10 protein-coding genes and 1 pseudogene are annotated in these 15896 nt (G+C 42.9%); 7 read left to right on the forward strand and 4 right to left on the reverse strand.

What is annotated here, in order from left to right; all coding sequences use genetic code 11:
• Positions 1-24 precede the first annotated feature (24 nt).
• The 4 genes from JMX95_RS09935 to JMX95_RS09950 form a co-directional block, all read right to left on the reverse strand.
• Positions 25-1284 carry an MFS transporter gene (locus tag JMX95_RS09935; RefSeq protein WP_193007783.1) on the reverse strand — a complete coding sequence of 420 codons (1260 nt, stop codon included), beginning with the start codon at positions 1282-1284 and terminating at the stop codon, positions 25-27.
• Positions 1284-3071, reverse strand: coding sequence for an IucA/IucC family protein (locus JMX95_RS09940; protein WP_201560738.1), 1788 nt, complete (start codon positions 3069-3071; stop codon positions 1284-1286). The genes JMX95_RS09935 and JMX95_RS09940 overlap by 1 nt, the downstream gene beginning before the upstream one ends.
• 66 nt (positions 3072-3137) lie before the next feature.
• Positions 3138-4421 (reverse strand): ATP-grasp domain-containing protein, encoded by a 1284-nt coding sequence (locus JMX95_RS09945; RefSeq protein ID WP_201560739.1) that lies wholly within the window; start codon positions 4419-4421, stop codon positions 3138-3140.
• A gap of 296 nt (positions 4422-4717) precedes the next feature.
• Positions 4718-6898, reverse strand: a complete 2181-nt coding sequence (locus JMX95_RS09950; RefSeq protein ID WP_201560740.1) for a TonB-dependent receptor family protein — start codon at positions 6896-6898, stop codon at positions 4718-4720.
• A 272-nt stretch (positions 6899-7170) separates the two neighbouring features.
• Between JMX95_RS09950 and JMX95_RS09955 the strand changes: the two genes are divergently transcribed.
• From JMX95_RS09955 to JMX95_RS09985, 7 genes and pseudogenes are all read left to right on the forward strand, one after another.
• A complete protein-coding gene (locus JMX95_RS09955; protein WP_227676037.1) occupies positions 7171-9258 on the forward strand; it encodes a TonB-dependent receptor in 2088 nt (695 codons plus the stop codon).
• 73 nt (positions 9259-9331) lie between these two features.
• Positions 9332-10420: an ABC transporter substrate-binding protein gene (locus JMX95_RS09960; protein ID WP_201560742.1), complete on the forward strand. Its 1089-nt coding sequence runs from the start codon at positions 9332-9334 to the stop codon at positions 10418-10420.
• 42 nt (positions 10421-10462) lie between these two features.
• On the forward strand, positions 10463-11539 hold the full coding sequence (locus JMX95_RS09965) for a FecCD family ABC transporter permease (protein WP_201560743.1): 1077 nt from the start codon (positions 10463-10465) through the stop codon (positions 11537-11539).
• A gap of 178 nt (positions 11540-11717) precedes the next feature.
• Positions 11718-12662, forward strand: a complete 945-nt coding sequence (locus JMX95_RS09970; RefSeq protein WP_265089725.1) for a FecCD family ABC transporter permease — start codon at positions 11718-11720, stop codon at positions 12660-12662.
• Positions 12662-13429, forward strand: a complete 768-nt coding sequence (fecE, locus tag JMX95_RS09975) for a Fe(3+) dicitrate ABC transporter ATP-binding protein FecE (RefSeq protein ID WP_201560744.1) — start codon at positions 12662-12664, stop codon at positions 13427-13429. The genes JMX95_RS09970 and fecE overlap by 1 nt, the downstream gene beginning before the upstream one ends.
• Before the next feature lie 501 nt (positions 13430-13930).
• The gene (locus JMX95_RS09980; RefSeq protein ID WP_055125552.1) at positions 13931-14131 is read left to right on the forward strand and encodes a hypothetical protein; all 201 of its coding nucleotides are present in this window, start codon (positions 13931-13933) and stop codon (positions 14129-14131) included.
• Positions 14132-15120: 989 nt separating this feature from the next.
• Positions 15121-15896, forward strand: a pseudogene (locus tag JMX95_RS09985) (hypothetical protein); the annotation flags it as partial.

Below are 15896 nucleotides of genomic sequence, written 5' to 3' on the forward strand. Positions count from 1 at the left end.
AGTAATTGTTGTTGGTAGTTCCCTTTACACAGTCTTGCTATATTTTTCTTGATACATTTTGATGGTTATTATCGCGATAACTGCCATCATTGCTGAGAGAACAAACGGAGAGAGCAAACCAAACATCGGTACAAATAAAGTGACTGACAATCCTGCTAGCACGCCGCCCCATTTTGCTAGCGCATCATAGCGAGAGAATATTTTGCCGCTATGTTTAGACTGATTGGTATCCGCCATTTGTGCATGCAGGCTTTGGTAACACATAAACATGCCAACGCCAAATAGCATTCTAGCCAACCAAATCAAGGCAAGATAATCCGTCATATGCAGTAAAACCGCACTCGCTAATACCGCAAAACCAAGGCTTAAGGACATTGCTGGCATACGATGACTGATGCGTCCATAGAGCAGCTGGCAGATCAGATATATGGCATGAGGCATGGCATATAACTGTCCTATTTCAGCGCTGCTAAGCCCAAAGCTTTTGGCAAATGGCAAAAAGTATGGAAAAGTCGCTACCATACAAAAGGCTAAGAAAAATTGCAGCAGCGATATAAACAGATAAGGATTGTCGAAAAAAGTTACGCCCGTTATTGCTTGCACTGAGTCATGGGTCTGCTTTTTATCGCTTTTGGCTTTTTTACTGTTACCGTTGTCATTTTTGGTTGTTGTAGATGCTTTTGGCAATTGGGTAGTCTTGGGGCTTGTATCGGTATTGTCTGCTTTGATAACGTCTTTTTTTAGCAAAAAGCTGAGCAGTAGGGCTAAGAGCGGCAGGATGGCAAGCACGCGATACAAACTTAACACCTCGTAATGATGCACCAAAAATCCCAGCCCAATTGGGGCGGAAATCAGGGCAAGCCGCGCCGAAAACTGAGTAAAATTTAGCATCTGTTGTAAGGCGTTTTTATCAGTGATACTTGTTGCCAAATAAGCGTTTGATGCCGCCATTGTCCCGCCAAACAGCCCCTGAACGCTCAGTCCGATGATAAGCTGCCATAAAGACTGGGAAAATCCGCATATCAAAAACCCCACCGCCAAGCCAAGCTCCGCCCGTAACAAGGAGGTCTTGCGACCATACGTATCAGCAAAACGTCCCCAGTATCTGGCAGCGATGGCGGTCATCAGGGTCGGTAGTATAAACAGCAACCCAACCCAGCCTGATTGCAATGGCGCATTTAGCTCTTGGAGCATGATTGGCAAAAACAACGGCATACCTAACGCAGAAAACGCAGACAGGTAGTGACAACATAGGACAATTGCCACCATCATTCGATAGTTCATTACGAGTCCTGCTTGTGTCGCTGCATAAGCTTTAAGGTGTTGGGTGCTGATTTGCCATAAAACTTATTGATATCAGTCGCGCCAGACTGCTCTTTTGACAACAGACTGCCAGCAGACAGCAAGTATTTGATATACCAATGCTGGCTCTCTAATAAGATTTGCTGTGCAAGATGAGTGTCGTAACCTTGCTTGGATAAGCTGTGTAATGTCGTATCAATACCGCTTAGGAGGGTTTGATAGGCCTGATGACGATCGATGATGGCATGGGCGCTCATCATCTCGATAATGGCGGTGATGTCGAGCTGGAGCGTGATGGTCAAAAACATCTGCGCCAACGCCAACTCATCTTCGACGACGATACGTTGATCTTTAATCGCCTTGATGTCTATCAAGTTGTCGAGGCCAGCTTGCGCCATGGCCGTGTTAAACCTTAGTGGATAAAGGCGTGCAGAGTCATTGTCTTTCATAAGTAAGGTCATCGTGCGGCTATGGTGATCAAAGACAATGACAGCATTTTGCTGGTTGGCTTCTAACGCAATGCCGTATTTTATCCAAAGTGTCAAATGGACATGGCACAACAGGCCAATGTAGTCTTTTAACCAACGCTGACTATCCCCGTCATAAAAAATATCAATTAAGTGGCTGACAAAGGGGCGACCATCCGGCATGACGCTGCCAAATGCTGCCACCGGGACAGGAGTTTTACCCATTAGATTAATGTCATCATAGCGTCTGACGATAAAGGCGAGGGTTTTATCATCGCCCATATGACCACCTAGGCTTTCGTCGCAATGGGCATAACACCCTTGCAGCGCAGCATCATTTTTTTCAATCAACTGTAAGGTACGCTGAAACCAGTGACCATCATAAATGGTTGAGGGTTTGATGAGACGCACGTTTTTATTGCCCAAGGTGCGGGCGATGAGCGGTACTTTGATATGGATATTTGGCGCATCGCAGCACACCACCGTGCGCACAGATAAGGTTGGTTGTACGCTGAGCGCTGACTTGGGGGCCAATATAATTTGTAGCGACGCCTCCTTGAGAGCATGCTGTTGTAGCAGCGGCAAGGTGAGCGGATGTACTGGGAATAGGTAATGCGTCTGTTGCAGATCACGACTGAGACCGACGTCGGCAAAGCTTGGCCAAATATCAGGTAGCTTGGTGCTGATAGTGGCTAATGTTTTTGAGATAGCAACCCAATGTAGGCGAAAGGTTGGTGCAAATTCTGGACTATAGGCTGCAATATCAGATGCGTCTAGGCCAAGCTTGGCTCGGGCAGTCGGATAATAAGGATGATCCAAATACGAGGCGACTTGATCGGCATATAGCAAACGCTCAGACCAGCTTGGGTATTCAGTAATATTACGTACAAGATAGCAGCATTGAGACTCAAACCCTCGGCGTGCTAACGCCCGGTGTTCGGTAGCACAATCAAGCTCAAGCAGATAGCTATCAAGCGCAGTCTCAGAGGCATCTGGCAACTGCTTGAGAACAGCGACAAAATCTTTATAATCATGCTTGATAGCGTAACCGTCTGAGTTTTTTTGCAGCCACATTGGGCTGGCAAGTTGCCAATATTGCATATAATCACTGGCCGCAACAGGCAAGCAATTGGTTTGGTCAGGTGAGGTTATCTCTAGCCATAATGTCTGCTGTTTTAGCACTTCTGGAAGGTTAGGAAGATCAAATTCTGTTTCTATAATAGTGCTATCTGATAGCAAGCCATAGACATCTTCGCGGATACAGGTGTTGATAAAGCGTTCGGTAATATATTGTTTGTCCATTATAAATTCTCAAAATATAACAAGTTAAAAACTAAAAGTTAAATAGGTAACAGGTAGATCTCACGTTTATGCGTCAAACTGCCATTGCAAACTTGCTATGGCATCGTTTAGTACGTCATTTATGGTGTTTTCACAATCACAATCACAATCACAATCAGAATAAGCCAGTAGTCGGCTTAAATAGTCTTTATTAGAGTGGGTAAGGTGAATGGTTTGATGTTGTTGTTTTAGCGGCTGATGGATGAGAGTTGTCTGCTGCATTTGCTTATTAAAGGGGCTGGGTGCTGTGCAAATGGTGCCAGATTGAGGTGCAACAATATAATGAATGCGTGCATGGGTGCTGATGGCAAGTGCTCCGTACTCGGTCTCTAGCTCAGCAATGCTGACCCCTTGATGTAGTCGAATAATGGTATCAAACCAAGGGTAGTGCGCCATATCATCTAATAAAAACTCTCTGCCATCGCCGATGCTGCGATAGTTGATTTCAACCAAATGTATCGCGCCCGTTGGGGTAATAATAAACTCACTGTGACAGACGCCAAGCCCCACACCGATATCTTGTAAAATCGCCAAACAGCGCTCACGGTACTGTACACATAAGGGCGTGTTCCACACTGCATCAAGCTCTACAAAATGTGGCGGCTCAGTCAACGTTACTTCAAAGCCGCCTACCGCCACCAAACGCTCACCATCGCTAAGTGTCTCTAATGTCATTAAGCGCCCAGCCACATAGGACTCAACTAAAATAGGTAAGGTTTTTGACTGCCAAAAATCTTGGCAATAGCTGAGTAGCTCATCTTTATCCATACAAAGCTGCACATCCATGCTCGCGACGCCTTGCTTGGGTTTGGCAACTAAAGGAAAGCTGATGGCAGGATTGTTGATAGTAAGGTTGTCGATGGCACAAGTGTCAAGGTATAAGTCTTTGGCGTTTAGCAGCTGATATCCAGCTTGGTATAAGTGAGCAGATTGTAGCTGTGTTCTCATTAAGTACTTGTCTTTAAAGACTAAGCAATGACGCCAGTCTTTACTAGGAAGATGGAAGAAGTCCGCGACGATGGCGGTTGCGGCTTGTAGATGGTCGCTATTACTAAAGACCAGATTGGGCAAGATATGATGATTGTTTAAGGTATCAATGATTGCTAAAGGATTAAACACATCGCATTCCAGAATGCTGATTTGCGCCCCTAGAGGCATTGCTATTAACGCATCCATGTGTGCGTCTTTATCATCGGTTATGATAATTAATTGACTGTCAGGTGCGTGCCTAAATTTCAATAAGGCAGGGATAAAACCTTCAATAACTGCATCATTGACCACATGAGTGATCAGAACCGTCGCATAGGACATAGAGCTTTCCTTTTTTGATGAACCAAAAATAAAGAATAAACAGAGATGTTATTTTTCATGCTCATGATATTGATGATAATGATAATCATTTGCAAGTAAGTTGCAAAAAATAATGTCCTATTAATGTCTGAAATCTACTAAAAGTTTTTAAGAGAGGGGTTTAAATGCGAAGGTAAGCAGTGAAAATTGATAAAAGAGACAGGCAAGTTACAATATATTATTGAAAATAAAAGCAAATCCATTTCAGATTTGCTTTTATCGCTGCAAGGTATTTAAGAATTAAGATTTACTAACCCTTAAAATTGATAGTTGAGTCCCAACTTGTACGAGCGTCCGGGTGCAGGATAGCGACCGACAGGACTGGTATCAATACCGCGGAAATAATACTGCTCATCAAATAAATTGTTGATACCGAATTGAACAGACAGCTTTTCATTCTTGGTGTCTTGCAATGTTTTTTGTAGACTCAAGTTCCAAACTTGATAAGCAGGTGTCTCGCCAATGCCTCCGTCTTTGCTTTCTACTACCTTGTTGGCATTATCAGCATAAGCTTTGTCATAGTAAACGCCAGATAAAGTAGCATTGTAATCTTGATGCTTATAACTGGCGTGCCAGCCCAACTGATGTGGCGAGCTGTATGGCAGTTGATTGCCTTTATCTTTTCCTTCTTTCAGCGTGGCATCAAGATAGTTGTAACTCAGACCAACATCGAGGTTTTTGAAAGTTTTTGGGCTATAAGTAATCGCAGTCTCTAAGCCTTGGTGCAGTGTACGACCCACATTATCGAAGCTTTGCTCTGCACTGTTCCATTGCAGTTGATCTTTAAAATCTATGCGATACAGTCCTAAATTGGCTTGCAAATTATCGGTGGTATAGCGTGTACCTATTTCATAGTTCCATGCCAGCTCACTGCCTTCTTCGCCGATACCGCGAATATTAGCAATTTGCGGCGTTCTTAGGGATTTTTGCGCGTTGGCATAAATCAGCCATAGATTATCATCAGATTTATTTAAGGCATAAGACGTTGTGAGTCCAGGTAGCCATTCCGTAATGGTGTTGTCTGTTTGCGTGTTATTGCCAGCATCATTAAATGTCATTTTTGCATTCTCGTAACGAATACCAGGGGTGACTTTTAGACGCTCATCCAGAAAGCTCATCTCATCGCTAAGATAAGCGGCCCATGCATCGGTTTGTAGATTCCAATCACGGGGCGTGGTGGTCGTGCCATCCGCAAACTTGGTTTGCGTCAGTTTATAATCGATGTCTTCATTGACGTAGCGCATGCCACTAATTAAGTGATGTTTGATATTTTTGCTATCACCAAGCTTCACAGAAAACTTCGGCTCTACGCCATAAACAGTAAACTCGCGAGGTGAGGTACGCAGGCTGTCTGCTACAATAGCAGGGTCTGCCCAATGTACACCTTGTTTGTTCGCTTGTGAGTTAAATCCCCACTCAAAGTTACGCGTGGCATGATGGCCAAAGGTCGTCAGGTCTAAGACAGCTTCATCACCGAAATCCAAGTAGTTTTTGTACTTAGCATGCCAGCGCGTTGATTTGCCTTGATAAGCTTCAAATGGGCGTTGACTCTGTCCAACATCTTGCTCATAGGCAGCAGGTGAAAGCGCACCTGACATTTCTGTATCAGCATCATAGTATTGCAAGAACCCTTCTAGTTCCTGATTGTCGTCGATATACCAAAGGGCTTTTGCTTGTAGGTTAGTGATTTCAGTTTCTGAGTGATCTCTAAAGCTGTCACCTTTGATACCATTGGCTTCTAGCTGTACGCCGAAATCATCATTTAACCAGCGACTGTGCCGCGCGTATAAACTGGTCAATGGCTTACCGTTTTGCTCAAAGACGGTTAAGTTGGTGCCAATTTCAGTTTGAGTGTCTTTCGCTATAGGTTTGGTGATGAGGTTAATCACACCGCCGACATTATTTGGGCCATATTGGGTTGCAGCCCCGCCGCGTACGACATCGATACGCTCAAGGTTATCAAGGGTCGCTGGAAAGATAGACTGACCAGTGTGACCGTAAGGCGCCAAGGTTAAGGGAATGCCATCCATTAAAAATTGCGCCTGCCCACTGCGGCTAGCATGTAGACCACGGATAGAAATGTTAGGTAATACACCTGTGCCCGTTTCATCGTCAATTTTGACACCTGGAATAAACTGTAATGCACCGTCAATTGAGTTGCTCACGGTTTTCTCAATGAAATCGTTATCGATTACCGTGCGATTACCGGCAAATGCTTTTACCTGATTAGCACTAGAATCCCCTAACGTCTCTGCAGTTACAATGATTGGCGCTGCGGTAAAGGAAGGTATTTGTGTCTCTGCTTGATGATTGATGGCGCTGTCTGAATGCGTTTTAGAACTGGTTTTTTTGCTGGCAGGTGTTACATCAGCGCTACTTTGTTGATAAATACAAAGCAACGCTAAACAAAGTGCTGAACGTTTAAAAAAAATAACCATAATTATTCCAAGTATTTAGCGTGTATTTATAAGAGTTGAAAATGGACAGTGTTACTAAAACGTTGCAATTATAAACAGTAATGGTTATCATTTGCAAAACTATTATCATTCATACATATAGAGGATATAAGCTTAAGACGCTATTTTTGTTTTAAGTATTTCAGCAGAAAATAATCAAATAGCCAGTCGTTATTTAAAGATTTCTACCTTAAACGCTGCTCGCTAAGAGTTGGTATTCTCACTTATTCTTCACGCATTCTATGGTCCTGTATATGCCTAATAAACCACCCAAGCGACTAGTAATCGCGGTTCGTGCTCAACTTTGGTTAACCATAACAACAACAGGTTTGGTGATGGCGGTCAGCACGTCATCACTTGCTCAAGCAACACCTAACCAGCTATCAACAACAGAGCCATCTGTAACGCTTGCACCTATTGTGGTCACCGCCAAAAAATATGAAGGTTATGCCGCTTATGCGCCAACATCAGGAACTAAGACACAGACAGAATGGTTAGAGGTGCCACAGTCGGTATCGGTTGTTACTAAGACCGAGCTAGAAGATAGGGGTGCAGTGCGTGTGATGGACGCTATGAAAGGTGTTGCAGGTTTAAACAATACACTGGGTGAGGGCAGCCGAGATGAGTTTGTTATGCGCGGGTTTAACGGCTTGAACGATGTCTATAGCGATGGCATGCGCGATGATGGCAAATTGCAGTCCTATCGTAGCCTTGCCAATGTCGAGCGCGTAGAGGTGGTCAAAGGACCAGCAGGCGCTTTATATGGTCGCGGCAGTGCCGGTGGTATTATTAACCTCGTCAGCAAAAAAGCGGAAGGCGATGACTTCGATAAGGTGCAAGCGCAAGTGGGTAGCGATGGCTTAGCTGTGGCGCGTGTCGATAGCTCCCATAAATTATCAGATACCGTCAACGCGCGTATCAATGCTGAGTATCGCCGTAGTGACTCCTTCGTCGATCATGTCGATTCAAACGATGTCTTTATTGCCCCGACAGTGCGCTGGCAGCCGACTGATCAGCAAACCCTAGATTTCTCCCTTGATTTTATGCGTCAGCATCTTGTGCCTTATCGCGGCGTACCCTCCAAAGATGGCAAACCGGTTGATGTGCCCGTCAATACCTTTTATGGCGGCACCAATGATTACCAAGATTCAGACACTTGGCATGCGGCGGTCAATCATGAGTTTGATATCAACGATGATCTTAAATGGACCAATCGGGTGTCATACAGCCATATCACGTTAGAACAAAAAGGCACCCGTCAGTCATCAGCAGATGTGAAGGATGACAAAGTTGGGCGCACCGTTAATAATTTTGGTTATGACCCACGCACCAGCAAAACGTTGCAGTCAGAGCTAGCTTGGAATAAAGGCAACCATGAATTATTATTTGGCGCTGATTACAATGACATTGACATTGATTTAACCCTTGCTACTGATAAAAATGTACCACCCACATCGGCAACCAACCCAAGCGCAGGTTCAACCCCCAACCCAGGGTTTCCTAAATTTCGTAAAAACAGCACCCAAAATGTCGGCGTCTTTGCGCAAGATGTCTATCATATTGGCGACTGGTCATTGGTGGGTAACGTCCGCTATGACAATATGCGCTTGAGTCAAAGCGCTAATGGTAAGGATAGTGGACTTAACGACGACAAATTCAGCTACCGCACAGGCGTCGTCTATAAGTTTAATGATGCCACCTCTGCTTATGCCACCGTAGCGCGTTCATGGCAGCTACCTTATTCTGGAACGTTTATCAATCCAAAATTGGGCGCACTGTATCAAACCGACCTAAAAGAGATTGGGGTGAAAACGTATTTAAATAATGACGATATTATGCTCAATGCCTCTCTCTATCGCATTGATAAAGAAGACCCAAAAACCAATGACAATCGCGAAGTGACAGATAAAGATGAGTTCCGTCATCAAGGTCTAGAGTTAGAGGCACGAGGTAAGCTACGTGATAACTGGGATGTGTCTGCAGGTTATAGCTATATTGACGCAGAAGATAAAAAAACGGGCCTAACGCCAAACGATGTACCGAACCAAACGTTCTCGTTATGGACAGCTTATCAACCTGATGACCAATGGCGTATTGGCGGCGGTGTGAACTATATTAGTGATCGCTATGCCGGAGATGCAGAGGCAGTCGAGCTAGCGGGTTATACGACCGTAGATTTAATGACCGCCTATAGCATGGGCAAACATAACCTGCAGTTGAATCTAAATAACGCTCTAGATAAAGAATATGCGCTGGGGGCTACTAATGGCCTCTCGGGCAAAAATCAAATTGGGCTTGGTGCGCCAAGAACGTGGCTGTTAACGTATAACTATGAGTTTTAACGAGTAAGTGTTAACGCCAAACTCTTATGTTCCTAGAGCTCGATCCATTTCATGATAGTAAGACAGGTTATTTATGAATCAACGTCCAAAGCTCACGCTTATACTACCTTTATTGGTCATCGTATTGATTGTCGTTGGCGGCATTGTTTTTATTATCAATCAAAAAAACAATGCTACGGCAACGCTACCATTGAATGCTGATAATGACATATCGGTAGCAGCCACTCAGTCAAATGCCAGTCGTGACATGAGCGACAATAATGGCGTGCTTCTGCTAACCGATGAAGAAATTAAAGTACGTTTGCCCAATCTAAGTAACTATCCGAATGACCCGAAGCGTATTGTGGTTTTGGAATACTCATTTTTAGGGGATGCATTAGCGTTAGGTCTGACGCCAGTTGGTATCGCCGATGACAATAAGCCTGACAGTATTATTGCCGAGTTTACCAAACAACTCTCGGATTACACCTCGGTCGGTTCACGCTATCAGCCAAGCCTTGAGGCCATTGCTGATTTAAAACCTGATCTGATTATTGCCGATGATGAGCGTCATACGGTCATCGCCGATGAGCTGAATCGCATCGCACCGTCGGTCGTACTAAAAAGCCGCGGTGAGAGTTATGTGGAAAATATCCAGACGGCGCAATTGGTCGGTCATATCGTCCACCAAGATAAAAAAATGTCGCAAGTTATCAATACCCATCTAAAGAAGATGGCAGATTTAAAGTCGCAATTGGCAACCACTCCTCTTGCTAACCACAGCGTTCAATTTGCGATTATCAGTGATAAAGGCATGTGGCTACATGGTCCAAGCTCGTATGCTGGCAGCTTACTTAATCATCTAAGTATCAAAAGTCCGATTCCTGAGCAAACAGGTGAGGCGTATATCGCAACCAGTTTGGAGCAATTATTGTCGGCCAATCCTGATTGGCTATTGATTGGGCGTTATAACGATCATACTATTTATGATGAATGGAAGTCCTCACCATTATTTAATCAGCTAACGGCGGTTAAAAACAATCAGGTCATCGAAGTCGATCCCAATTATTGGGCGCTTAATCGCAGTATGCAATCTGCTGAATACATGACCGCTGAGCTGCTTGAGATTGCATCGAGCCAAGGCGCAGAAGGTTCAAGTCCTTCTGTAAAAGAGTCAAATTAATGTGCCATTACAAGACTGTCTGTTTAAAGCAGGGCGGCTTTTATGGTTGAGACAAAACTGAGCCGCTCATCTTCTATCTCACTTAAACCTTCTATTGTAAAGCGTCCGATAATACGGGCGTTATTATGGTGTGGGTTATTAGTCATTTTACTGATTGGCTGCTGGCAAGGATTAACGGCGTATTCAAAATTCACCCTGTCGCTGACGGATTTATTTTCGTTATTGACGCAGCACAATACTCAAGCCTCATTAGCCGCGCAATTATTAATAGAGATTCGCCTGCCGCGCGTCCTTGTGGCGATTATAGTCGGTGCTAATTTGGCGGTAGTAGGACTGCTGATGCAGGTGATGACGCGAAATTCACTGGCCTCTCCTGCGGTATTGGGTATCAATGCGGGGGCAGCTTGTGTGGTGGCCTTATCCTCTATTGGCTTAGGGGTTAGCTTTTTAACCTCTACCTTTTTACAAGCGCTGGTCGGCGCACTGCTTTCTTGTGCTCTTGTTGCAGGATTGGCAGGTTACTTTTCTGGTCGTCCGGTGCATCCTGTCCGTCTTATCTTGTCGGGTGTTGCTATCAATGCGCTGCTGGTCGGTATGACACGAGCGGCGCTGATTACCACGGATGAGCAGGCGTATGGGGTATTGTATTGGCTAGCTGGCTCTATTGCCAATACGCGCTGGGAGTCCATTCCTATGCTTGCAATTATATCGCTGCTGACCTTGGGTTATGGCTGGTGGCTATCACCTAAATTAAATGTCTTGGTGCTGGGCGATGAAGTGGCGAGCAGCCTTGGGATAAACTTGCGAGCATTGCAATGGTCGTGCGGGGCATTGCTTACTATATTAACGGCGGTCAGTGTGGCGGTAGCAGGTCCCATTGCGTTTGTAGGTTTGATTGTCCCGCATGTTGCCAAGCGTCTGTTAAAACAAGTATCGAACATGGCGTATGAGCAGCTTTTACCATTATCAATGCTGCTTGGCAGTATATTGATAGTATGGGCAGATGTCTTGTCACGGGCAGTGGCTTATCCGGCAGAGACACCGGTGGGCTTATTAACGGCATTGATTGGGACACCCGTTTTTATTGCGCTAGCATGCAGACGGCGACTGGATAGTTAATCAAGACGGCTAATTTTGTGCTTATGTTAATCAAAAGTGACTCAATACTTTATCAAGCAACCCTTTATCAAAAAATAAAAGTAAGTAACAAATGACAATAAGAACCAACGCTTCTGCATCGCTCTTACACTCATTATTTGCTCGTAAATCGGCAAGTAGGGCGGTGGGACTAATTATAGTGCTTCTATTTATACTAAGTATTAGCAGTATATTCTTTGGTGCCAGTGAATTAACACTAGTACAAATCTGGCAGCATTTACAGCAAGGATTTAGCGGTGACAAAGATTTTATTGTTTGGCAGCATCGATTGCCGCGCACGCTATTGGCCATATTGGTGGGCGCAAATCTTGGTCTGTCAGGTTCCTTAGTGCAAGGGGTTATTCGTAACCCGTTAGCCTCACCTGACTTAATGGGTATCAGTGCTGGCGCAGGGTTCTGCGCGACTTTGTTACTGGTTATGCTTCCTACCGCCCCAACGTGGTGGTTATCTGTCGCAGCCTTACTTGGCGGCTTATTGGCGTTTTGTTTTATTATTCTACTGGCACAAATATCTCAGCCTACGCCAGCACGCTTGGCACTGATTGGCGTCGCCATTAGTGCCTTTTTAGCCAGTGGGATTAATTTTTTGTTGGTGCTTTATCCCGTTGAAATCAATACGGCAATGATTTGGTTGACCGGTAGCTTGTGGGGTCGCAGCTGGCAACATATTCCTATGCTGACTGTTATATTTGCCGCGTTGATGGTCATCAGCATGTATTTAGCGTGGCGTTTGGATGTGCTGGGGCTGGGTGAGGAGACAGCGTATCATCTTGGTGTATCAGTCAAACCACTAGAATTTAGCACTTTACTCATCGCAGTGGTGATTGCGAGTTTGGCTGTATCGGTGGCAGGGACGGTTAGTTTTATTGGACTGCTTGCACCGCATATCGCACGATTGCTCTTTGGGCATCAGCACCGCATCTTATTACCAGCGTCAGCGCTAATAGGCGCGATCATTTTAGTCAGCGCAGATGTATTGGCACGCAGTCTATTTGCGCCTATTGAATTACCAGCTGGCGTTTTAACCTCGGTGATTGGTGCGCCGTATTTTATCTTTCTGCTATCGCGCTATAAGGGGTGGTGATGCTATCAGTGAATGAACTCCAGCTTGGCTATCATGGTGGTCAACATATTATCAAAAACTTGTCAATTGAGCTGCCAGAAAATAAAGTCATTGGGCTCATTGGTCCAAATGGCTGCGGAAAATCGACACTGTTAAAAGGTTTATGCCGCTTGATTCAACCGCAATCGGGTAGTATTTTACTTAGAAAACAAGATATGGCGCAGTTAAATAATCGGCAGATTGCCCGTCAGATATCGGTATTGCCACAAGTGCAGACCAATCCTGAAGGCTTGAGTGTTAGACAATTGGTTGAATATGGTAGGACACCTTATGTCTCACATTGGGGCAAGCTAAGTGCTACCGATAACCAGATAGTAGATAGGGTCATGCATGAGATGGCGATTGATTCTTTGGCTGATACGCCGCTTGAAGCTTTGTCGGGCGGACAACAGCAGCGCGCTTGGATTGCGATGATTTTAGCCCAAGACACCGATATTATTATGCTTGATGAACCGACCACTTATCTGGATATCTCTTACCAAATAGAGCTGATGCGACTCATACGGGAATTAAAGTATAAGGGTAAAAGCATCATCGTTGTGCTACATGATCTTAACCAAGCGGCGAGATATTGTGATTTGTTAGTGGTACTAAAATCAGGCGAACTGCAAATGATGGGCAGCCCTCATGAGGTGATGACGGAGGGGATGCTGGCTGACATATTCGATGTGCAAGCCAAAGTGATTACCGACCCTGTCGCAGGCTCGCCAATGTGTGTGTATTTATAGCATACCTGTATTATCGATTAACTTGATGGAAGTTGTTCTTAAGTGTTTTAAACAGCTATAACTTAATTATATTAGTTAAATAATAAAGTTCTTTATTAAAATTAATCACTTACTAAACTCTATTTTTAACAGCCTCGCCTAATCAAAAAGCTAAGTAAAAACCTCTTATCATCTGTTCTCAATTATTTGACCATTGCAATCCATCTGAATAAGGCGTTACAAATTGAAAATCGAATACTGGGTAGGACTTATAATATGCGTTACTTATCTACTGCTTATTTTAGTGCCACTATGGGAGTGGAAATATAATAAAAACACTATGTCTATTTATAGAAAAGTGCTGATTAGCCTTTTGATGATAGAGATAGTCTTGTTGTTTTTTTATGTGGTTCGATAAAGGGGCTTTGTTCATACTTCTCAGAGAGTTAATTCTCCGACAATCTTGAGGTAATTTAAGGTTCGTAGCTGGCTATTATTAAAAATTTATAGAAAGAGATTTAGATGCCAAATTTTATAGTTGTAGATAATGAAATTGTTAACCTATCGGAAATAAGACGGGTAACTGCGGATAAAAAGCGACTTACAATCATATTTCATTTAGGGTTTTGGAATGGTAACGCATTCAAACAATGTACTGACAACCAACATTTTGAAGAAGTTTTTAAGGATATAGTAACCAAGTTAGAAGCCGAGCATATTTGACTATACTAATTAGAACGCCCAGTTTTAGGTAGCAAGTCTTTCATCGTATTAGTAATCTATAACAGTTTTGTTATGCTTACTAGGGCGTGTCTTCAATTCACTCAATAGTCATCTAAATGGGCTAAAAATGGATAAATATTGCCAAATAGCTTGTTAATATCCCGATATTATCTACGCTATTTTTCTTGTTTGACGGCAATTTATCTCATTTTTATCTCCATTTTTGAAATGAAGACAAGCCCTAAGCATAATTAAGTTAACCAAATATGCTATAGAGTATGACAGCAATAAGCAAAAGGGACGATATATCATCACCCAGTATTATCAATTTATGCCAAGTTTTACCCTTGTTGTTATCGTGCATAATAGAGCTACTATTGTAATGACTTATAAAATCATCATCACTTATAGAGTATCTTTTTTTCGATAAAGATATTTTTTGATCTAGATTTATAGGTATGACAACTTGCTTCAAAGCTGCTAAAAACACTCCTAGCCATATTAAGATGTTCGGTATATCTCTATCTATAAAAGAGGCTATGAAAAAACCAAAACTTAGGATTAAAGCCATAATAAAAAGCTTGCGGTAACTTCCTTTTGGGTAATCTAGGACAAATTTCCGCATCAAAAATCCTAATGAATGAACGTATGTTTATTTAAAATATTAAATAGTAATGTTAGTGATAATTATTGTCAATAAAGATATTCATAGCATCCTAAAGATACGGTATCCTAGTGAGGACTTGAACCTTTAACGGTAAATCGATTATCTCATTTCTCGAAACTACGTTATTAGTCAGAGAGACTCAACCATTTAATATTTTAAATACAATTCCGCTGTGTTAATAATTAATTGATATGGAAGTATTCAACTGAGTTCGTACGTATGTATGCTAGGATTGCCGTTTTTGAGTTCTAGAAGTCAACTTGTCTCTGGTAAGTTGAACGCATTTCATTTGCTTATAATATAATTAGTTAGGACTATTTCAATGGGTTTAAGTAACGAAACTCTTCTGTTTATTATGATAATTTCAGCTCTTGCGCTATATTTTCATAAAAACCATGACCAAAAAACTTCAGAACAAGCGCCTACAATTCTAACGACTTTAGGAATTTTTGCGACGTTTTTCGCAATCGCTATAGGTTTGCTAAAATTCAACTCATCGAATATTCAGGATAGTGTACCTGCTTTACTTGATAGCATGAAAACTGCATTTTGGGCTTCTGTATTTGGGGTAGGGTGGGCATTAACCTTTAATTTGAGGAGGTTTTTTGAAAAAAATGATTATGTTGATGAATCTAATATTGATCAGGAAATATTGAAAGAGCTGAAAGGGTTAAGAACAGAAAACTCTCAAAACATAAAAGAACTCGCAGAAGCACAAAATAAAGCGCTTGATAAGATTTCAAAGTCATCCTCTGATGAACTGGTTAAAGCTTTGCAAGAGGTCATAAAAGACTTTAATGCCAAAATAAATGAGCAGTTTGGAGAGAACTTTAAGCAACTGAATGAAGCGGTAGCAAAGCTTTTAGATTGGCAAGAACAATATAAAAGCTATATTGAAACATCAACGAAGTCATTAGATGCCATCACACAAAATATAGAAACAGTTGTCGTTCAGTTTGAGAGCGTCGTACATGACTCATCCGTAGTCACTGAAAACTCAAAAATATTCGCAAACAACGCTGAGAGCTTTAAAGGGGTCGCTGAAAATCTAGAGATGACTTTAGGCAACCTAGATTCACAACGTAAAGCTATCCAAAA

The organism is Psychrobacter sp. NC44, assembly GCF_904846655.1.
Lineage (GTDB): Bacteria > Pseudomonadota > Gammaproteobacteria > Pseudomonadales > Moraxellaceae > Psychrobacter.